The following is a 21,059-nucleotide window of genomic DNA, read 5'->3' as shown; positions in this document are numbered from 1 at the left end:
TAGGGAGTTGAAATCATGGCCCCTGGTGCCATGAGCCGCAGCAACGACTGGACGAAATCTCTCTCGGACGCCCAGCCGGTCCCGTACTGGCTGGACGACCCCGGCCGCCCCCGCCCCGAGGCCGCCCTCACCGGCGCCGAGACCTGCGACCTGCTGGTCGTCGGCGGCGGCTACAGCGGACTGTGGACCGCGCTGATCGCCAAGGAGCGCGACCCGGGGCGGGACGTGGTGCTCGTCGAGGGCCGCGAGGTGGGCTGGGCCGCCTCCGGCCGCAACGGCGGATTCTGCGCCGCCTCCCTCACCCACGGACTGTCCAACGGCCTCACCCGCTGGCCCGACGAGATCCACCGGCTGGAGGAACTGGGCGCCCGCAACCTCGACGCCATCGAGGAGGCGGTCGCCCGCCACGGCATCGACTGCGACTTCGAGCGCACCGGCGAGATCGACGTCGCCACCGAGCCCTACCAGGCCCGGGAGCTGGAGGAGTGGTACGGGGAGATCCGCGCCAAGGGCCTCGCCGAGGGCATCGAGTACCTGGACGCCGACGCCGTGCGGGAACAGGTCGACTCACCCACCTTCCGGGCCGGCCTCTGGGACCGGCGCGGCGTGGCGATGGTCAACCCCGCCAAACTGGCCTGGGGTCTCAAGCGCGCCTGCCTCGCCCTCGGCGTCCGCGTCTACGAGCACACCCCGGCGCTCACCCTCAAGCCGTACGGCGCGGGCATGGCCGTACGCACGCCCTACGGCGGGGTCCGGGCCCGCACGGTCGCGCTCGGCACCAACATCTTCCCGAACCTGGTCCGGCGGGTGCGCTCGTACACCGTCCCCGTCTACGACTACGCCCTGATGACCGAGCCGCTCACCGACGCGCAGCTCGCCTCGGTCGGCTGGCAGAACCGGCAGGGCCTCGGGGACAGCGCCAACCAGTTCCACTACTTCCGCCTTTCCTCCGACAACCGGATCCTGTGGGGCGGCTACGACGCCGTCTACCCCTACGGCGGCCGGGTGCGCGCCGAGTACGACGACCGCCCCGAGACGTACGCCAAGCTCGCCGGGCACTTCTTCACCTGCTTCCCGCAGCTGGAGGGCGTCCGCTTCACCCACGCCTGGGGCGGCGCCATCGACACCTGCTCGCGCTTCTCCGCGTTCTTCGGCACCGCGCACCGGGGGAAGGTGGCGTACGCGGCCGGGTACACCGGCCTCGGCGTCGGCGCGACCCGGTTCGGTGCCGAGGTGATGCTGGACCTGCTGTCGGGGGAGCGGACGGAGCGCACCGAGCTGGAGATGGTGCGCAGGAAGCCGCTGCCGTTCCCGCCCGAGCCCTTCGCCTGGACCGGCATCGCCCTCACCAAGTGGTCGCTGGCCCGCGCGGACGCGCAGGGCGGCCGGCGCAACCTGTGGCTGCGCACGATGGACCGGCTGGGGCTCGGTTTCGACAGCTGAGCCGCGCCGGGTGAGCGGGCGTGTGACCCGGTTCACCCCAACGAGGTGCGCCAACCCGCGTAATGCCGCCGGGAGACCTCCCTCTCCCTCGTGACGCACCCCGCGTCGACGAGTGAAAGGGAGGTTTCACATGCCTGGTGCGAAGACGGCGGTCGCGTGGCTGGCATCCGTCGCACCGGATCCCGAGTCCTGCCGCAGGGACTGGGAGCGCGACCCCTCGGGCGTCGCGCTGCTGCCCGCAGGCAAGGCCTGGGACGTGCTCATCCTGCCGAGCCGGCTCGGCTATCCCACCCTGGACGTGCTCTCCCGCGTCCTGGACCAGCCCGGCCCGGTGCTCGCCGACTTCGGCGACGCGCGCACGGGCTTCTTCGTCCCGCCGGGAACGGCCGCCCGCTGGGTCGGCACCGGCATCAGGACCGCCGGGCTCGGCACCTGGATCGTGGTGCCGTACCCCGGTGGACTGTCGACCGGAGGCACCCGCTGGCTGATCCCGCCGGACGGCACCGGCACGCTCACCGACCCCTCGCTGCTGGAGCTGGCGATGCACGAGGCGGCGGCGGCCCTGGCGGGGGAGGAGGGCGAGGGGCGGCGGGAGTGACGTGCACGAGGGGTTGACAACAGAATTGGTCTGGACCAAATTGGGCGCGCTCCACCCTCCCCATCTCCCCCATGTCCGGAGGCACTTGTGGAACGCGCACGCGTACAACGCGCCAGACCTCTCTCCCGTCGCCCCCTCGTCACGGTGCTCACGGCCGCGGCCCTCGCCGCGTCCGGTCTGACCGCGCTCACGTCGGCCGCCCGTGCGGCCGACGCGGACCTCGCCCGCAACGGCGGTTTCGAGTCCGCCCTCGACGGCTGGACCTGTACGGCGGGCACGACCGTGACCTCACCCGTGCACGGCGGCACGGCGGCGCTGAAGGCCACCCCGGCGGGCGCCGACAACGCCCGCTGCGCACAGACGGTGTCCGTCAAACCGGACTCGCAGTACACGCTCTCCGGCTACGTCCAGGGCGCCTACGTCTACCTGGGCGCGAGCGGCACCGGCACCACCGACGTCTCCACCTGGGCCCAGTCCGCCCCCGACTGGCAGCAGCTCACCACCACGTTCCGCACCGGTCCGTCGACCACCAAGGTCACGATCTACACCCACGGCTGGTACGGCACCGGCGCCTATCACGCCGACGACATCTCCCTCACCGGCCCCGGCGGCGAGACGGGTCAGCCCCCGGCGGCCCCCGGCGGCCTGAAGGCCGGCTCGGTGACCTCCTCCAGCGTCGCCCTGTCCTGGTCACCGGTGCCGGGCGCGACGGGCTACGCCGTCTACCGCGACGGCGCCAAGGTCAGCACGGTCACGGGCACCTCCACCACGGTGTCCGGCCTGACCCCCTCGACGGCGTACTCCTTCCAGGTCACCGCGGTCAACGACGCCGGTGAGTCGGCGCGTTCGGCCACGGTCACGGCGACCACCGCCCAGCGCCCGGACGACGGCGGCGGCTCCTCCGACCTCCCGGCGCACGCCCTGGTCGGCTACCTCCACGCCAGCTTCGCCAACGGCTCCGGCTACACGCGCATGGCCGACGTGCCCGACAGCTGGGACGTCATCGACCTGGCCTTCGGCGAACCCACCTCGGTCACCTCCGGGGACATCCGCTTCGAGCGCTGCCCGGTCGCCGAGTGCCCGAACGTGGAGAGCGACGCCGAGTTCAAGGCCGCGATCAAGGCCAAGCAGGCGGCCGGCAAGAAGGTGCTCATCTCCATCGGCGGCCAGAACGGCCAGGTGCAGCTCACCACCACCGCCGCCCGCGACAAGTTCGTCTCGTCCGTCTCCGCGATCATCGACGAGTACGGACTGGACGGCCTCGACATCGACTTCGAGGGCCACTCCCTCTCCCTGAACGCCGACGACACGGACTTCAAGAACCCGAAGACCCCCGTCATCGTCAACCTCATCTCGGCCGTGAAGACCCTCAAGGCCGAGTACGGCGACGACTTCGTGCTGACCATGGCCCCGGAGACCTTCTTCGTCCAGCTCGGCTACCAGTACTACGGCACCGGCAAGTGGGGCGGCCAGGACCCGCGGGCCGGGGCCTACCTGCCGGTCATCCACGCCCTGCGCGACGACCTGACCCTGCTGCACGTCCAGGACTACAACTCGGGCCCGATCATGGGCCTCGACAACCAGTACCACTCCATGGGCGGCGCCGACTTCCACATCGCGATGACCGACATGCTGCTCACCGGCTTCCCGGTCGCGGGCGACGCGAACAACGTCTTCCCGCCGCTGCGCCCGGACCAGGTCGCCATCGGCATGCCGGCCTCCACCCAGGCGGGCAACGGCCACGTCTCCCCGGCCGAGGTGAACAAGGCCCTGAACTGCCTGACCAAGAAGACCGACTGCGGCTCGTACGCGACCCACGGCACCTGGCCCGCCCTGCGCGGCCTGATGACGTGGTCGATCAACTGGGACCGCTACTCGAACTGGGAGTTCCAGAAGAACTTCGACGCCTACTTCGGCTGACCCCCGCCGGGGTCCGGCCGCCGCCCGGGGTCCGGCGGGCCACCGTCCGGACCCCCGCGAGCAGCACCACGCCCAGGCACCAGCTCGCCACCACGTCCAGCGGCCAGTGGTAACCCCGCCGCACCAGCCCGTAGGAGGTGCCCAGCACCAGTACGGCACACAGCACGACCAGCGTCCGGCGTACGGCGGGCGAGCGCAAGAGCGGCAACAGCAGCAGCGTCGCCGTGCCGTACGCGACGACCGCCGTGGCGGTGTGACCGGAGGGGTAGTAGCCGGTCGCCGGCGGCACCGCCGGGGTGCCGGGGCGGTCGGTCCACTCCTTCAGCGGCGCGACCAGCGCCGGCACCAGGGCCATCGCCACCACCCCCGCGAGGGGCGGCACCCACCAGCGGTCCGCACCCGAGGCCCGCCCGTGCCACGCCGCGTACACCAGCGCCACGGCCAGGACCGGCACGGCCACCTGTACGTTGCCCAGGTCGGACAGCAGCTCGGAGAGCCGGTCGGGGTGGACGAGCGCCCCGCTCAGCCGCTCGTCCGCCCCGGCCAGCGGGCCGTCGGCGACGACCTGCCAGGTGATCAGGGCGAAGAGGAGGGCGGGCAGCCCGACGAGGGCGGGCAGGACGCGGGAGCGGGCGGGAACCGGCATGACGCCCAGCTTCGCAGGTCCGCCCTCCCGTATTCTCACCGCCCGTGACGACCATACGAACGGCACGGGACAGTCGGTGGGGAGAGACCTTCGCCCGCCTGAAGGCGATGACCAGTGAGGGGCGGTACGAGGAGGTCGAGGCCGAGGCACGGGCCCTGGCCGCGCTCCCGCGGCGCCCCTGGCGCAGGCGTCCGCCGCACTGGGAGGCGAGGGTGCTGGCCACCGGAGCGGCCGTCATGCACGGCCGGATGGCCGAGGCGCTGGACGAACTGGACGCGCTCGTCGCGGAACTGGAGCCGGTCGGCCTCAACTCGCGGATGCTGCGACTGATCGCCCGCAGCAACCGCGTGGTCGCCCTGTCCGCTCTGCGGCGCTACACGGAGGCGGAGACCGAGGCGAACGGCGTCCTGAGGGAGCTGAACCAGATCGCCCACCGCGCCCCGGTCGCGGCGCTGGAGATCAACACCCTGGGGCACCTGGCCGTCGTGCTGTGCGGGCTGGGCCGCCACGAGGAGGCGGAGGCGGTCGCCCGCGGCAACCTGCCCCGGGCGAAAGGGCCCGCCGCCGGCGTCCTGCACACCACGCTGGCGCACGGGCTGAACGGGCAGGGCCGCTACGAGGAGGCGCTGGCCGAGGTCCGCCGGGGCACGCAGCCGCCGCCCGTTACGCCGGCGGGTACCCGGACCTGGTCACCGCCGAGGCCCTGTACGGACTGGGACGCCGCACCGAGGCGGAGGACGCCGTACGACGGTCGCTGGCCGACTGCGAACGGCAGCTGCACCCGTCCCATCCGCGCACCGGCGAGGCCCGCGCCCTGCTCGCCCGCATCACCGGGGAGGAACCGGGGCGTGAAGCCGGGGGAGTGAAGCCTGGGGAGTGAACACCGAAGGGCCGGCACAAGGGGGGGAGTGTGTCGGCCCTTCGGTGAACCACCGTCCCGAGTGCCGAGGCGGCCGTCCTGACCGGAACGCCGCGCGCCCCGGGGGGTTTGGGGCGGGCGACCGTCCGATCGGTGAGGAAGCCGGAACCCGCGGGCTCCGGTTGTGTGCGCGAGGCACGACCAGGTCGAAGCTGGGGAGGCCCCGTCCTGATGATCCGCCCACAGTCCCCTGTGGGCGGGTCCATCTCTCATCTGCGTAGAACCTACGGCAGGGGGTGCGCTCAGGACAGGGCCATCGGCGTCCTGACATCCACCTCGCACACGTTCTTCACACGCTCTGCCGGTCACTGCGCCAGGCGTGCGAAGCCCAGCTCAGATGCGCGTTCGACCCCTCGCGCAGGCGCTCGCCCGCGCCCCGGCGTACGCCCCGGCGCAATCCCCGGCGGGACGGCCGGCTCCCGGCCTCGCGGGCGGCCCCGCTCAGATACCGGCGAAGGCCTGCTCGATGATGTCGAGGCCCTCGTTCAGCAGGTCCTCGCCGATCACCAGCGGCGGCAGGAACCGCAGCACGTTGCCGTAGGTGCCGCAGGTCAGGACCAGCAGCCCCTCCTGGTGGCAGGCCTTGGCGAGCGCGGCGGTCGCCTCCGGGTTCGGCTCCTTGGTGTCGCGGTCCTTGACCAGCTCGATCGCGATCATCGCGCCGCGGCCCCGGACGTCGCCGATGACGTCGAACTTCTCCGCCATGGCGGCCAGGCGGGACTTCATGACCGCCTCGATGTTCTTCGCCCTGGCGTTGAGGTCCAGCTCCTTCATCGTCTCGATGGCACCGAGCGCGCCCGCGCAGGCCACCGGGTTGCCGCCGTAGGTGCCGCCGAGGCCGCCGGAGTGCGCGGCGTCCATGATCTCGGCGCGGCCGGTGACGGCGGACAGCGGCAGGCCGCCCGCGATGCCCTTCGCCGTCGTGATCAGGTCCGGGACGATGCCCTCGTCCTCGCAGGCGAACCACTGGCCGGTACGGCAGAAGCCGGACTGGATCTCGTCCGCGACGAAGACGATGCCGTTGTCCGAGGCGAACTCGCGGATCGCCGGCAGGAAGCCCTTGGCCGGCTCGATGAAGCCGCCCTCGCCGAGCACCGGCTCGATGATGATCGCGGCCACGTTCTCCGCGCCGACCTGCTTGGTGATCTGGTCGATCGCCTGCGCGGCGGCCTCCGGGCCGGCGTTCTCCGCGCCGGTCGGCCAGCGGTAGCCGTAGGCGACCGGCACGCGGTAGACCTCGGGGGCGAAGGGGCCGAAGCCGTGCTTGTACGGCATGTTCTTCGCGGTCAGGGCCATCGTCAGGTTGGTCCGGCCGTGGTACCCGTGGTCGAAGACGACGACGGCCGGCCGCTTGGTGTACGCACGCGCGATCTTGACGGCGTTCTCGACGGCCTCGGCGCCGCTGTTGAACAGCGCCGACTTCTTGGCGTGGTCGCCCGGCGTCAGCTCGGCCAGCGCCTCGGCGACGGCGACGTAGCCCTCGTACGGCGTGACCATGAAACAGGTGTGGGTGAAGTCGGCGAGCTGTGCGGACGCCTTGCGCACGACGGCCTCGGCGGAGGCGCCGACGGAGGTCACCGCGATGCCGGAACCGAAGTCGATCAGACGGTTGCCGTCGACGTCCTCGATGACACCGCCACCGGCGCGCGCCACGAAGACGGGCAGCGTGGAGCCCACACCCTGCGCGACCACGGCCGTACGGCGGGCCTGCAGCTCCTGCGACTTCGGGCCGGGAATGGCGGTGACGACGCGGCGCTCCTGCGGAAGTGCGGTCATGAGGGCTCCTGGGGTCTTGCGCGATCTGCGGGATCTTACGAACGCTTGCCTTCTTTTCTCGCAGGCTAGGACCGGCGCCGTGGGGTGGGCATGCTCCATGTGGGCGTTGTCCGAGCGGTCGCTTGTCCGACATGGACAGGTGGCCGGAACGGCGACATGTGGACACGTCGACGCGGGCCCGGCCGCGTAAGCGGTGAACTCCCCCTGGGGGCGCGTTAGATTGGCTCGCTGATGGTGGACGGAGCGGCAGGTCAGGGGGCAAGGGCGATGGACGGCGACGGGACCCGGGACGCGCGGGGCACGCATGCGAATCCGGTACCGCGTCCGGCGGGACCTCCCGAGATGCCCGCGGAGGCGCCCGCGGTGCCTCCCCGGCCGGCGGGTGCGCCGGGTGTGCCCGCCGTGCCCGGGCACGCTCCCCGGCCCGCGTCCGCCGTCGCCACCTGGCTCGACACGGAGAGGCCGGCCGCCCGTACCGGGATCTGGCGGTTCGGTTACCGGCCCCCCAAGGAGACTCCGCAGCGGGTCGCACCCGTGACGGTCGTCGGCATGCTGGTTCCGCTCGGCCTGGCGATGCTGGTCTGGTCGCTGTGGCGGCGCGGTGTCACCTCCTACCAGTACGCCCTCCTGCGTCTGTTCACGCCGGACGACTGGTGGTGGGGCGGCACGCTCGCCTCGCCCAAGGTGTTCGAGGGGCGGAACGTGCCCTCTCCGGGTGCCGAAGCCCTGGTGATCTACGAGGGTCTCGCCTTCGCCGCGCTCGTTCTCCTCGTGGCCGTGCTCGGCAGCTGGCGCGCCGTCGTCAGCCACTACGTGGCCCGCAGGCCCCAGCCCGCGCGCGCCCTGATCGCGGCACTTCTGGCCCTCCTGGTCCTGAGCTTCGTCTTCCCCGACGCCTTCCCGGTGGTCGGATGGTCCCCGGTGCCCGTCGTCGATCCGCTGCTCTCCTTCACCGTGCTCGTCTCGGACGGCTACGACCTGATGGCATCCCGCCTGTACACGGACACGCTGTACGTGGTCGTCACCCTGCTCGTGCTGTGGCCGTTCGCCCGCCTCGGAGGCTGGCTGCCGTACGCGCGGACCCTGCTCGCCGCCCGCCGGGCCGTCCCCACCGCGGCCACCCCGCAGGCCCGGCCCCGCTCGCAGTGGCCCGCGCTGCGGGACGTCGGCCAGTACGAGGCCGCCGACCTGCTCACCGGTGAGGTCGTCCGCGGCAGCATGAACGACGTCGACTGCACGCGGGTCGAGCACGCCTTCGCCGCCGCTCGGCGCGGCGCCACACTGGACGCGTTCCGCGACACCGTGCTGCGCCGGGGCGGCGCCGCCTGGACCCACCCGTCCGGTGCCCGGGACCTGCGGCGCCGGTCCGCCCGCCACGACCTGCTGACCGGGCAGGTGCGCATCGGCCGCTGGTCGGCCGCCGAGCAGACCCCGCTGCCCTACCGGGACGCCGGGGCGGCCCTCGACCCGGATGTGCTCGGCACCTCGCTGCTGGCCGTGGGCCCTCCCGGGTCGGGCAAGACCCGCTCCCTCGTCCAGCCGGTGACCGAGGCGCTCGCGCTGCGCGCGCTCACCGGGGGCTGCGCGGTGGTGGTGGTGTCCGCCCCCGGGGCCCCCGTGTGCGACGACGAGGCCTTCGACGTGATCATCCGCATCGGCGACCCGTCCTCGGCGCACGACCTGGACCTGTACGCCGAGTCCGGCGACCCGGACGACGCGGCCGCGATCCTCGCCGAAGCCCTGGTGGGCGACCTCGACACGGTCGGAGCTCAGGGCGCCGTCACCACCCTGGCCCAGTTGCTGGGCCCGTTCCGGGCGGTGCACGGCCGATTTCCCTCCCTGCCGGAACTGCACGCGCTGCTGGAGGGCGAGGAGACGGCGCTGTCCCGGCTCGGGGAAGCGCTCGCGGCGAGCGGGAACGACGTCATGCGCCGCGAACTCGACGCGCGCCTGCGGCAGACCGGCGCGCCGGGTGACGCGGGCCGGGCCCTGGCGGACCGGCTGGCGCTGCTGAACCGCCCGGTGTTCGCCGACTTCTTCGGCGGCCGCGGAACGGCCCGGCCGTTCTCCCTGCGGGCGATCGCCCACCATCCGCTGCGGGTCCGGATCGACGTCCCCGAGCGCGGACACGACGAGGCCGCCCGGCTGATCACCCGGCTGGTCCTCGCGCAGTTCCACGCCGTCGTCAGGGAAGGCCGCCGGGAGCACTTCGTCTGCCTGGTCCTGGACGACGCGACGGGTGCGGTCACGCCGCAGTCCGTGCGCCGCATCCAGGGACTGCGCTCGCAGAACGCGGGTGTGCTGCTCGCCCTGCGCACCGTCGGCGACGTACCGGAGGCGCTGCACGGCCCGCTGTACGGAGCCGTCGGCTGTCGCATGGCCTTCTGCGGGGTCTCCACCTGGGACGGCAGCCGGTTCGCGCAGTCCTGGGGCACCGAGTGGGTGGAGACGACCGAGGTCGCCAAGCACACGGTCTTCGCCGACCAGCCGATGACCCGGTTCTTCCACGCCGTGCGGAAACTGGTGACGGGCAAGGCGGTGACCACGGACGCCGTGACCGTCCGCCAGGTGGAGCGGGAACGCTGGTCGGCCTCCGAACTGGCGCACGCCGTGCCGGCCGGGCACGCCGTGCTGTCGCTGACCAGCGTCAAGGGGGAGCACGCACCACCGCTGCTGGTCGACCTGCACGGGTGAGCCCCATGGGCCGGGGCGGGCACCCGGGGACCGTACAGTGAGGCAGAATCGACACAGGTCGTTCATACGCGGCGGCCAAAAGATCACAGCGACTCCACACCGACCACCGACCCCGCGACAGCCTCACGCCCCCGACGCAGACCCGAAGGCCAAGGCCCCATGCCCCCGACGCTCGCCTCGCTCGTCCACCACTCGGCGCTCAAGCTGACCGTGCGCGCCGGCGAGGACCGCCTCGACGTGCCGGTGCGCTGGGCCCACGTCAGCGAACTCGCCGACCCCGTGCCCTACATGGAGGGCGGGGAGCTGCTGCTGATCACCGCGCTCAAGCTGGACGCCGAGGACGCCGAGGCGATGCACCGCTACGTGAAGCGGCTGGTGGGCGCCGGAGTGGTGGGGCTGGGTTTCGCCGTCGGGGTCAACTACGACGACATCCCCCGGGCCCTGGTGGAAGCGGCCCGGCAGGAAGGGCTGCCGCTCCTCGAGGTACCGCGCCGCACCCCCTTCCTCGCCATCAGCAAGGCCGTCTCCGCCGCCATCGCCGCCGACCAGTACCGCGCGGTCACCGCGGGCTTCGCCGCCCAGCGCGAGCTGACCCGGCGGGCCCTGACCGACGGCCCGGAGGGCCTGCTGGCCGCGCTCGCCGCCCAGGTCGACGGCTGGGCGGCGCTGTACGACGCCTCGGGCGCCGTCGTCGCCGCGGCACCGGAGTGGGCGGGCCGCAGGGCGGCGCGGCTCACCGCGGACGTGCAACGGCTGCGCGAGCGGCCCGCTCCCGCCTCCTCCGTCGTCGGCGGCACCGCGAACGCCGAGCACCCGGAGAACGCCGACCGGGTCGAGCTGCACTCCCTGGGCACCTCCCGCAGGCCCCGCTCCGCGCTCGCGGTCGGCACGGCCGCCGCCCCCGGCACCGCCGAGCGGTACGCCGTCCACTCCGCCATCGCCCTGCTGACCCTCACCACGGAGCGCTCCCGGTCCCTGCACGAGGCGGGGCTCCGCATCGACGGGGCCGTCCTGCGCATGCTGCTGGCCGGCGAACCCGACCACGCGCGCACCGTCGCCGGCGACCTGTACGGCGGCCTGCTGGACGCGCCGTTCCGGATCGCCGTCGCCGAGTCCCCGGCGGCCAGGACCAGGGCCTCCACGGCCGCGCAATCCGCCGGTGACACGGCCGCCGAGACGGGCGGCGACCCCCTCGGCACCCTCACCGAGGTCGTGGAGTCCGCGGCGGCCCGGGCCGGCGAGGCGGTCCTGGTCGTCCCCGACGGCGAACGCCTGGTGGTGCTGGCCACCGACGGGGGCGCGGCCGTCGCCGCCTGCGTCGAGCACGCGTCGGCCCTGGAGGCCGCCCGCCCGGCGTCCGAGTCCCTCGCGGGCGGCGACGAGGAGAGCCTGGTCGTCGGTCTGTCGGCACCGTCCGGACCCATCGCCGCGTCCGCCGCGTACAAGCAGGCCGAACAGGCACTCTCGGTGGCCCGCAGGCGCGGCCGCGTCTGCGTGGAGCACGAGCACGTGGCGGCGGGCTCCGTCCTGCCGCTCCTCGCCGACGACGCGGTACGCGCCTTCGCCGACGGCCTCCTGCGGGCGCTGCGCGACCACGACGCCACCGGCCGCGGCGACCTGGTGGCCTCCCTGCGTGCCTGGCTCGCCCGCCACGGCCAGTGGGACGCGGCCGCCGCCGACCTCGGCGTCCACCGCCACACCCTGCGCTACCGGATGCGCCGCGTGGAGGAGATCCTCGGCCGTTCCCTGGACGACCCGGACGTACGCATGGAGCTCTGGCTGGCCCTGAAAGCGACGGCACCGGACTGACACCCCACCTGGCCACCACGTCGAACACCCCGCCCCCACCACTACACCCCGGACAAACGCCCCTCGCCCCGCCCCGCCCTACCGTGGACCCGCACCCGCAGTCACCACCACCAACAACGCGGAAGGGCCGGGACTCGACAATGACTTCCACCCACGCCTTCTGGCTCGCCGGCCGCCAGGCCACCGGCGAGTCCGGCTTCGACGTCACCTCCCCCTGGGACGGCACCACCGTCGGCACGGTGAGCCTCCCCACCGACGCCCAGGTCGAAGAGGCCGTGGCCGCCGCGTACGCCGTCCGCGAGGACTTCGCCGCCACCCCCGCCCACACCCGCGCCGCCGCGCTCGACCACGTCAGCCGCCGCCTGGTGGAGCGCACCGAGGAGATCGCCCGTCTGATCTCCGCCGAGAACGGCAAGCCGATCAAGTGGGCCCGCGGCGAGGTCGGCCGCGCGGTCTCCGTGTTCCGCTTCGCCGCCGAGGAGGCCCGACGCTTCAACGGCGGCGAGGCCCAGCGCCTCGACACGGACGCCGGCGGTCAGGGCCGCCTCGCCCTCACCCGCCGCTTCCCGAAGGGCGTCGTCCTCGGCATCGCGCCCTTCAACTTCCCCCTCAACCTCTGCGCCCACAAGATCGCCCCCGCGATCGCCGCCGGCGCCCCCATCATCCTCAAGCCGGCCCCCGCCACCCCCCTCTCCGGCCTGATCCTCGGCGAGCTGCTCGCCGAGACCGAACTGCCCGCCGGCTCGTGGAGCATCCTCCCGGTCCCCAACGACCGGATGCCAGCCCTCGTCCAGGACGAGCGCCTGCCGGTCATCTCCTTCACCGGCTCCGAGACCGTCGGCTACGCGATCATGGACTCGGTGCCCCGCAAGCACTGCACCCTGGAGCTGGGCGGCAACGGCGCGGCCGTCGTCCTCGGGGACTGGGCGAGCGACGAGGACCTGGACCGGGCCGCGGCGCGCATCGCGACCTTCTCCAACTACCAGGGCGGCCAGTCCTGCATCTCCGTGCAGCGTGTCATCGCCGACGCCGCCGTCTACGACCGTCTGCTGCCCCGCATCGTCGCCGCCGTCGAGGCCCAGGTCACCGGCGATCCGAACGACGACGCCACGGACGTCGGCCCGCTGGTCAGCGAGGCCGCCGCCGAGCGCGTGGAGGCGTGGGTGCGGGAGGCCGTCGACGCGGGCGCGAAGCTCCTCACCGGCGGCAAGCGCGACGGCGCCTCCTACGCCCCGACGGTCCTCACCGACCTGCCCGCCGGCACCACCCTCGCCCGCGAGGAGGTCTTCGGCCCGGTGCTCAGCGTGCAGAAGGTGTCCGGCGAGGCCGAGGCGTTCGCCGCCGTCAACGACTCCAAGTACGGCCTCCAGGCGGGCGTGTTCACCCACGACCTCCAGGCCGCTTTCCGCGCCCACCGCGCCCTGGAGGTCGGCGGCGTCGTCATCGGCGACGTCCCCTCCTACCGCGCCGACCAGATGCCGTACGGCGGCGCCAAGCAGTCCGGTGTGGGCCGCGAGGGCGTGCGCTTCGCGATGGACGACTACACCTACGAGCGGGTGCTGGTCCTCACGGGGCTGGCTCTCTGACAGCGGGTCACACCCCGCGCCGAGCCGTCGGGGTGCGACTCCCCCGTCAGGTGCCGGGGGCCGTCGGCCGGTGCGCGTGCGGAGGCCGCGGCCCCACCGTGCGGCAGCCCGCCGTACGCCCCGCCAGCAGGTGCCGCAGCGTCGCGTACGAGTGGTCCCAGGACCACTCGGCGCGCACCCGGCGGCGCCCCTCCTCGCCCATGGCCCGGGCGAGCCGGGGATCGCGCAGGAGCCTGATCAGCCGGTCCGCCGTCGCCGCGACCGAACGGCCGTCGACGACGTACCCGGTCTCGCCCTCGAGCACCGTGTCGGGGGCGCCGCCCGAGTCGCCCGCGACGACCGGCAGCCCGGAGGCGGCGGCCTCCAGGTACACGATGCCCAGGCCCTCCACCTCCAGACCGGCCCTGCGCGTACGACAGGGCATCGCGAAGGCGTCGGCGGCGGCGTAGAACGCCGGGAGCGCGTGGTGGGGATGGCCGCCGGCGAAGAAGACCGCGTCCAGAACGCCCTCCCGCAGCGCCAGTTGCCGGAGCCCGGAGCCGTGGGGACCGTCACCGACCAGGAGCAGTACGGCGTCCGGCACCGCCCTGCGCACCCAGGGCAGCGCCCTGATCAGGGTGTCCTGGCCCTTGCGCGGGACCAGCCGGGCCGCGCAGAGGACCACGGGGCGGTGGCCCAGGCCGTACCTCGTCCTGACCGGGGTGCCGTCGACGGCCGGGTGGAAGGCCCCGGTGTCCACGCCGGGGACCAGGCGGGCGGTGCGGGTGCCGGGGGCGAGGGCCGCCTCGATCGGGCCCCGGGTGCTGTCGCCCAGCCAGGTCAGCGTGTCCACCCGGGCGCCGAGGCGGCGCAGCAGGCTCCGGGGTCCCGGCACGCGGGCCCACCACACCTCGTGGCCGTGGGTGGTGGCGACGGCGGTGCGGATCCCCGCCGTACGGCGCAGCCGTCCCGCCATCAGCGCGAGGGGCGCCGCCGCGCCGAACCACACCCGGTCGCAGCCGTACCGGCGGGCCACCTCCGCGGCGTGCTCGGTCGCGCGCGGGGTGGGCAGGAGGGTGCGGGCCGGGTCGCGGATCACCGGGTACGGGAAGCGGGCGTCGCGGTCCGCCGTGGCCGTCGGCGTGGAGGTGAGGACGACCACCTCGTCGGGCGGGAAGCGATCGGCCAGCTCCCGGACGAAGGTCTCGATGCCACCCTGCCGGGGCGGGAAGTCGTTGGTGACGATCAGCGTGCGGCCCCGGGTGCGGGCGTCGTCCGTCATGCGGCGTTCCTCTCGACGGTGCGGCCGGTGACGCCGGTGTCGCGGTGCACCGTCCCGTGGGCCAGGACGGCCAGGACCATCGGGTAGACCAGGTAGCCGAAGCGCGTCGCCGGCATCAGGACCGTCGCCAGGCCCACACCGAGCGCGAGCCGCCCGGCCGCCGCGCGCAGCGTCTCCGGCGGGCGTAGCGCGAGCGAGCCGCCGATCAGCAGTGCGCCGACCGTCAGGAGGGCGAGCGCGATCACCGTGCCGCCGGGTACGTGCGCCGCGAGCAGATGACCGGGCAGCGGGCTGTCGGCGGGCGAGGCGGTGGCGGTGAGCCCGAACGGGAAGGCGACGACGTTCCGGAAGAAGCCCGCGGGATCGGTGAGTGCGACGGGCAGGACCACCGCCGACGCCGTACCCAGGCACGTGCCCGCACACCGCAGCGCGGGCCGGCCGCCCTGCCGTACGGCGATCAGCGCCAGGGCCACCGGCAGCGCGAGCCAGCCGGTCCACTTCAGGGCGGCGGCGGCTCCGAGCGCGAGGCCGGCCCCGCCCGGGCGGCCCCGCCCGGCCTGTGCGAGGCCCAGGCACATCAGTCCGGCCACCGGCAGGTCGACGCCGCCCACCGCGAGGGGCAGCGCGACCAGGGGGCAGGCGAGCAGCGGTCCGACACGGCGCACTCCGGCGGCGACGAGGGCCCCGACGAACGCGCCCCCCGTCCACCAGCGCGGATCACCCGGCAGGACGCCGAAGAGCGCCATCCCCGGCAGGTAGGGGTTGAAGTCGCCCACGGCCGCGGGGGCCGTGACGTACGGGCTCCCGGTGGCGGCCAGCAGCCGCCCGGAGCGCTCGACCACGGCGACCTCGGACTGCCCGAGCCCCGCCGCCACCAGGCCGACGAGCGGCAGTACCGCGGCCCCCGCGACCGCCGCCGCGCGAGCCGCCCGGAGCGGCCCGGGCCCCGAGGCAAGGAGCGCCGCGAGCGCGTACCCCGCCCCGGCCGACCATCCCCACACCCGGTGCGTCGCCGGGCCGGAGACCAGGGCGAAGCCCGTCGCCGCCACCGCGCACCCGGCCCACGCATACCGTTCGACGGGGCGCGGCACGCACCCGGCGACTCGTTCCCCAAAGGTCTTCCCCATGTCCGTCGACGCTAGGAATCCGCAGGTCGCAGGGCGTCAACCGAGGCTCCGCACCCGGGACTCAACCCGTGGTACGACATCCGCACTGAGACTCCACCCGAGCGGTGACGCGCGCCTCGGCCGCGGCCGGGATCATGGGGGGATGAGGACGTCGCCCCAACAGCGGCTGCGCGACTGGATCGCGGCACCCGCCTACCCCTGGATCACCGGCGGCGCCGTGACGGCGGGCGCGGTGGTGGAGCTGATCGCCATTCCGGGCGGCGTGACCACCACCCTCGGAGCGCTGGTGTCCGCGGCCTCGCTGATGTGGCGGCGCTCCTTCCCGCCCGTCGCGATGCTCACGGTCGCGGCGGGGCTGATCGGCTTCGCCGGCGACGTCAACCTGTACGTCTCGATCATGGTGAGCGGGCTGACCGGCTGCTACTCGCTGGGCCGCAACCGGGTGCTGCACCCGGCCCTCACCGTCGCGGGCGGCGCGCTCGGCGCGCTGTGCGTCAACCTGGTCCACATCAACACCTGGTCGCGGATGGACCTGCCGGTGCCGGCGCTGTGGGAGAAGGGGTCGCTGAGCCTTTTCGCCGAGTCGTTCCTGCTCACCGTGGTCGTCTTCGGGGCGGTGATGATGGGCGACGCGGTCCGCTCCCGGGAGGAGACGCGCATCGAACGCGGTCTGGCGCAGGCCAAGTTGATCGCCATGGAGCGGCAGCAGGCCGCCGAGGCGGAACGCGCCGCGATCGCCCGCGAACTGCACGACATCGTCTCCCACTCGGTGTCGATGATCGCGGTCCAGGCCGAGAGCGCCACGTACACCACGCCCGGACTCACCCCGGAGGCCCGCGACGGCTTCCAGCAGATCGCCGGCACCGCCCGCTCCTCGATGGCCGAACTGCGCCGCTTGCTCGGCGTCCTGCGCACGCCCCAGGGCGACACCGGACCCGCCACCCTCACCGCGCCGCAGCCCACGCTCGATCATCTCCCCGAACTGGTCGAGCAGCACCGGGCGGTGGGCGGCACGGCCGAGTTGCGGATCACCGGCGAGCGGGTGTCGCTGCCCGCCGCGTGGGAGCTGTCCGCCTACCGGATCGCGCAGGAGGCGCTGACCAACGCGCGCAAGCACGCCCCCGGCGCCCGTACCGTGGTCGAGGTCGACTACGGCGCCGACCGGCTGCTCACCCTCCGCGTCCGCGACGACGGTCCCCGCACCGGGGCCGGGTCCGGCTCCCGTTCCGCCGGCGGCACGGGGCACGGCCTGACCGGAATGCGGGAGCGGGCCGCCCTGGTCGGCGGCCGGCTCAGTGCGGGGGCGGGACCGGACGGCGGATTCCTGGTGGAGGCGGAGCTGCCGTGGGGGAGCGGGCGAGCGATGGGGGACGAGCAAGGGAGCAGCGCGTGATCAGGGCACTGGTCGCCGACGACCAGGCGGTCGTCCGCACCGGCTTCGTGAACCTCCTGGCCACCCAGGAGGACATCGAGGTCGTCGCCGAGGCGGAGGACGGGGCGCAGGCGGTGCGGGCGGCCCGCGACACCCGGCCCGACCTCGCGCTCCTGGACATCCGGATGCCGCACAAGAACGGCATCGACGCGGCCCGCGAGATCCTGGCCGACTCCGGCGGCGCGACGAAGGTGCTGATGCTGACCACCTTCGGCCTCGACGAGTACGTCTACGACGCGCTCGCGGCCGGGGCGGGCGGCTTCCTGCTCAAGGACGCCACCTTTCCCGAACTGCTGCACGCGGTACGGGTGGTGGCGAGCGGCAACGCCCTTCTGTCGCCGGAGATCACCAAGCGGCTGATCGCCGAGTTCGTGCACGCGCGCGGCTCGCGGCTGCCCGTCCCCGCGGCCGCCGACCTCACGGCCCGGGAGACGGAGGTGCTGACCCTGATCGCGCGCGGCCTGTCCAACGCGGAGATCGCGGCACACCTCACCATCACCGACCACACCGTGAAGACCCACATCAACCGGCTCTTCGCCAAGCTGGAGCTGCGCGACCGCGCCCAGGCGGTGATCGTCGCCTACGAGCTGGGCCTGGTCCGAGCGGGACACGAGTCGGGGGCCCGGGGCCGGTAGCTCTTGGCCACCGGTACCGGGCCCCGTCCCCGTGCCGGACCTCTCCGGACCCTCAACCGGAGAAGCCGACGTGCGCGAGCCGCAGTGAGCCGCGCAGTCTGATGCGGAGGTCGTGGACGCCCCCGGCGGTGAAGGCGCCGTCCAGCTCCGTGTAGTCGTACGGCCCCGCGGTCGGCGCGGCCGGCGAGGGTGCCGCCGTCCACGGCCCTCCGTCGAGGGACATCTCGACGGTGCCGGTGCCCGCGACCGACAGGGTCGTCCGCGTCACACCGGCGCCGAAGTCGCAGGAGCGGTAGAGCAGTTCGCCCGTCCCTCCGGCCGTCGGCATCACCGCGTCACCCGCCGCCTTCGTCCGGTCGACGATCTCCGTGCCGCTCTGCTCGTCGAAGTCGGCCGCCTCCAGGCCGCGTTCGCCGACCGGGCGCGGTGCGGCCGGCTCGCCGTCGACGGTGACGGTCGTCGACAGCCGCACGTCCTCGCTGGAGGCGCCCACCAGCAGGGCGTACGGGCCCGGTTCCAGCCGCCACCGGCCGTGCGCGACGTCCCAGAACGCGAGGGCGGACAGCGGGACCTCGAAGGCGACCCGCGTCGAGGCGCCCGGGGCGAGGGTGAACCGGCGGTGGGCAAGCAGCTCGCGGCGCGGACGCGGAACCGACGGGGCCTCGGCACGGACGTAGAGCTGGGCCACCTCGTCCGCGGCCGTCTCACCGGTGTTGGTGACCGTGAAGGACACGGACACCGTCCCGTCTCCGGCCTCCGCCGCCAGGTCCGCGTAACCGAAGGACGCGTAGGACAGGCCGTGCCCGAAGGGGAACAGCGGCGTCCCCTCGAAGTACAGGTAGGTCTGGCGGCCGCCGATCACGTCGTAGTCGAGGAGGCCGGCGAGGTCGGCGTCGTCGGCGTACCAGGTCTGCGGGAGCCGGCCCGCCGGGGAGACGTCCCCCGCGAGGACCCGGGCCAGTGCGGTGCCGGCCGCCTGGCCCCCGTGCGCGGTCCACAGCACCGCCGGGAGGGAGTCGGCGTCGACCGCGTACGGGTAGGCGGACACCAGCGCGAGCACGGTCGCCGGGTTGGCGGCGCGGGCCGCGCGCAGCAGCCGTTCCTGCTGGCCGGGCAGGCGCAGCGTCGTACGGTCCTCGGTCTCGCGGCCGTTGATGTGCGGGTCGTTGCCCGCGACCACGACGACCACGTCCGCCGCCGACGCCACCCGCGTCACCGCGTCCTCGCCGCGCTCGGCGACGACCACCTCGAAGACCGCGGCGTCCGGGACGGCGGTGGTCTCTCCGGTGTCCGCGGCAACCTTCACGCCGTCGGCGGCGACCTGGACCGGACGACCCGTTCCCGTGTGCCTCAGGAGGTGACCGTCAGCGTGCGGTTCGAGCCGGAACGTCTCCTGCACGATCCAGCCGCCGGGCTGGTCGGCGGAGGCGCGCACGTAGCCGTCCTCGGCGACCGAGAGATAGCGGCCGTCGGGCGCGCGCAGCGTGAGCACGCCCTCGCCCCAGTCGATCATCGCCAGCTCGGTGCCGGTGGCGTCGGTGGTCAGGGGCGGCAGGTCGGTGCGGCCGGCGAGCAGCGCCGGGTCGAGGGCGCCCTCCGTGCCGTGCGCCCCGTCGGGTGCGTCGTCCGAGGGCAGGACGTGCAGGAACGTGCCGTCGGCCGTGCGCAGCCTGACCCGGTCCACGCCCTCGGCGAAGCTCACGCGATCGGCGCCGAACCGCTCGTACAGGCCTTCCAGCGGGGTCGAGCGGTGGATGAGCGTGCCGCTGTACCAGTCGAGCTTGCACTCGTCGGCGAGCAGTCCGACGACGGCGACGCGGGTGCCGGGGGCCAGCGGCAGGACGCCGTCGTTCTTGAGCAGGACGATCGCCTGCTCGGCCGCCTCCCGGGCGAGCGCCCGGTGCTCCGGCGTGTCGAAGTCGCGCACCTGCGCGTACGGGTCGTGCTCCGGGTCGAACTCGCCGAGCCGGAAGCGGACCGACAACTGCCGCCGCACCGCCGCGTCCACGTCCGCCTCCGTCAGCAGACCCCGTTCCAGGGCGCCCCGCACCCGCGCGACGATCTTCGAGGAGTCCGTTCCGTGGTCGGTGAAGCTGTCCACACCGGCCCGCAGCGCGGCGGCGGTGGCCTCCTCGTGGGTGTCGAAGTAGTGCTCCGAGTCGACCAGGTTGGAGGGCGCGCCCGCGTCCGAGCAGACCAGCAGGTCTTCCTCCGTCCAGGTGCGCAGGTGCCGGCCGAGGTGGGGGGAGAGGTGGTTGGGGCGCCCGTTGACCAGGTTGTAGGCCGGCATCACCCCGGCCACCGCGCCCGCCTCGACCGTCTCGCGGAAGGCCCGCAGGTCGTACTCGTGGAGTACGCGCGGGCGGACGGAGGAGGAGGAAGTGTCCCGCGCCGTCTCGTTGTTGTGCGCGAGCCAGTGCTTGAGGACGGGCGCGGTGCGCCAGTACACCGGGTCGTCGCCGCGCAGCCCCCGGGTGTAGGCGGTGGCGATGGCGGAGGTCAGCTTCGGGTCCTCGGAGTAGCCCTCCTCGTTGCGGCCCCACAGGGGGTGGCGCAGCAGGTTCACCGTCGGGGACCAGACGTTGAGGCCGACGCGCTCGTCCCGCGCGCGCATCGCCCGGGCCTCCTTGGACACCGCCTCGCCGACCCGGCGCACGAGATCCTCGTTCCAGGTGGCGCCGAGCCCCACGGCCTGCGGGAACACGGTCGCCGGGCCCATCCAGGCCACGCCGTGCAGTGCTTCCTGGCCGGTGCGGAAGGCGGCGATGCCCAGACGCTCGACCGCGGGCGCGAACTGGTGCAGGAAGGCGGTCTTCTCGTCGAGCGTGAGCCGCGACATCAGGTCGTCGACGCGCTTCGCGAACGGCAGTCGCGGATCACGGAACGGCGGCGTGGGTGCGGTCACGTGGAGGTCCCCTTGCGATGGAGCGGGTAGGACGTCGAAGCGCTTCGATGCTCTGTGCAGCCCTGGGTAAGTGTCAAGACATCGCGCTCAATCCCGCCCCTGCTCGGGCCCAAGTTCGGTATGGCAAGGAGGAGTGTGGTCGAGACCTCTCGCCGTGGCGCCGAGCAGGAATCTTGGGGACGGACCCTTGTGCCCCCTGGGGGGTTAACTTAACCTCGCTGCAACATCGAAGCGCTTCGACACAAACTGGTCCCAGTTCCCTCAAGACACCGCACCCGACGGCCGCCGTCGGGTGTCCGGTGCGCCAC

Annotated in this window: 14 protein-coding genes; 9 read left to right on the top strand and 5 right to left on the bottom strand. The window is 73.7% G+C overall.

Annotation, left to right across the window (positions count from 1 at the left end; genetic code table 11):
• Positions 1 to 15: 15 nt before the first annotated feature.
• From NI25_RS10990 to NI25_RS10980, 3 genes are all read left to right on the top strand, one after another.
• Entirely contained in the window at positions 16 to 1,443 is a 1,428-nt protein-coding gene (locus NI25_RS10990; RefSeq protein ID WP_061442293.1) for an NAD(P)/FAD-dependent oxidoreductase, read from the top strand.
• 130 nt (positions 1,444 to 1,573) lie between these two features.
• Entirely contained in the window at positions 1,574 to 2,041 is a 468-nt protein-coding gene (locus tag NI25_RS10985) for a hypothetical protein (protein ID WP_061442292.1), read from the top strand.
• A gap of 87 nt (positions 2,042 to 2,128) precedes the next feature.
• Complete coding sequence (locus NI25_RS10980; RefSeq protein WP_061442291.1) at positions 2,129 to 3,961, top strand: chitinase; 1,833 nt, start codon at positions 2,129 to 2,131, stop codon at positions 3,959 to 3,961.
• On the opposite strand, the gene NI25_RS10975 is transcribed toward NI25_RS10980, so the two are convergent.
• Positions 3,900 to 4,607, bottom strand: coding sequence for a phosphatase PAP2 family protein (locus NI25_RS10975; RefSeq protein ID WP_061442290.1), 708 nt, complete (start codon positions 4,605 to 4,607; stop codon positions 3,900 to 3,902). The genes NI25_RS10980 and NI25_RS10975 overlap by 62 nt on opposite strands.
• 44 nt (positions 4,608 to 4,651) lie before the next feature.
• On the opposite strand from NI25_RS10975, the gene NI25_RS10970 reads away from it, so the two are divergent.
• Positions 4,652 to 5,473 carry a tetratricopeptide repeat protein gene (locus NI25_RS10970; RefSeq protein ID WP_233520716.1) on the top strand — a complete coding sequence of 274 codons (822 nt, stop codon included), beginning with the start codon at positions 4,652 to 4,654 and terminating at the stop codon, positions 5,471 to 5,473.
• Between the two features lie 494 nt (positions 5,474 to 5,967).
• Here the strand turns inward: NI25_RS10970 and gabT are convergent, their stop codons facing one another.
• On the bottom strand, positions 5,968 to 7,302 hold the full coding sequence (gene gabT, locus NI25_RS10965; RefSeq protein WP_061442289.1) for a 4-aminobutyrate--2-oxoglutarate transaminase: 1,335 nt from the start codon (positions 7,300 to 7,302) through the stop codon (positions 5,968 to 5,970).
• A 267-nt stretch (positions 7,303 to 7,569) separates the two neighbouring features.
• On the opposite strand from gabT, the gene NI25_RS10960 reads away from it, so the two are divergent.
• The 3 genes from NI25_RS10960 to NI25_RS10950 all read left to right on the top strand — a co-directional run bounded on the left by NI25_RS10960 (position 7,570) and on the right by NI25_RS10950 (position 13,391).
• Positions 7,570 to 9,996 carry a hypothetical protein gene (locus NI25_RS10960; protein ID WP_061442288.1) on the top strand — a complete coding sequence of 809 codons (2,427 nt, stop codon included), beginning with the start codon at positions 7,570 to 7,572 and terminating at the stop codon, positions 9,994 to 9,996.
• 159 nt (positions 9,997 to 10,155) lie between these two features.
• Positions 10,156 to 11,805 (top strand): PucR family transcriptional regulator, encoded by a 1,650-nt coding sequence (locus tag NI25_RS10955; protein WP_061442287.1) that lies wholly within the window; start codon positions 10,156 to 10,158, stop codon positions 11,803 to 11,805.
• 140 nt (positions 11,806 to 11,945) lie between these two features.
• Positions 11,946 to 13,391, top strand: a complete 1,446-nt coding sequence (locus tag NI25_RS10950) for an aldehyde dehydrogenase family protein (protein ID WP_061442286.1) — start codon at positions 11,946 to 11,948, stop codon at positions 13,389 to 13,391.
• A gap of 46 nt (positions 13,392 to 13,437) precedes the next feature.
• Here NI25_RS10950 and NI25_RS10945 read toward each other — a convergent pair whose 3' ends face one another.
• Both NI25_RS10945 and NI25_RS10940 read right to left on the bottom strand, forming a co-directional pair.
• Positions 13,438 to 14,652, bottom strand: a complete 1,215-nt coding sequence (locus tag NI25_RS10945; protein WP_061442285.1) for a glycosyltransferase family 4 protein — start codon at positions 14,650 to 14,652, stop codon at positions 13,438 to 13,440.
• On the bottom strand, positions 14,649 to 15,779 hold the full coding sequence (locus NI25_RS10940; RefSeq protein ID WP_061442284.1) for a glycosyltransferase 87 family protein: 1,131 nt from the start codon (positions 15,777 to 15,779) through the stop codon (positions 14,649 to 14,651). Before NI25_RS10940 ends, NI25_RS10945 begins: the two co-directional genes overlap by 4 nt.
• Before the next feature lie 142 nt (positions 15,780 to 15,921).
• On the opposite strand from NI25_RS10940, the gene NI25_RS10935 reads away from it, so the two are divergent.
• Entirely contained in the window at positions 15,922 to 17,172 is a 1,251-nt protein-coding gene (locus tag NI25_RS10935; RefSeq protein ID WP_061442283.1) for a sensor histidine kinase, read from the top strand.
• Positions 17,169 to 17,846, top strand: a complete 678-nt coding sequence (locus NI25_RS10930; RefSeq protein WP_061442282.1) for a response regulator — start codon at positions 17,169 to 17,171, stop codon at positions 17,844 to 17,846. Before NI25_RS10935 ends, NI25_RS10930 begins: the two co-directional genes overlap by 4 nt.
• 52 nt (positions 17,847 to 17,898) lie before the next feature.
• Here NI25_RS10930 and NI25_RS10925 read toward each other — a convergent pair whose 3' ends face one another.
• Entirely contained in the window at positions 17,899 to 20,751 is a 2,853-nt protein-coding gene (locus tag NI25_RS10925; protein WP_061442281.1) for a glycoside hydrolase family 3 C-terminal domain-containing protein, read from the bottom strand.
• Between the last annotated feature and the right edge of the window lie 308 nt (positions 20,752 to 21,059).

The sequence above is a fragment of the Streptomyces sp. CCM_MD2014 genome (assembly GCF_000772045.1).
Lineage (GTDB): Bacteria > Actinomycetota > Actinomycetes > Streptomycetales > Streptomycetaceae > Streptomyces > Streptomyces salinarius.
This window is presented reverse-complemented; position numbering and strand designations above follow the sequence as displayed.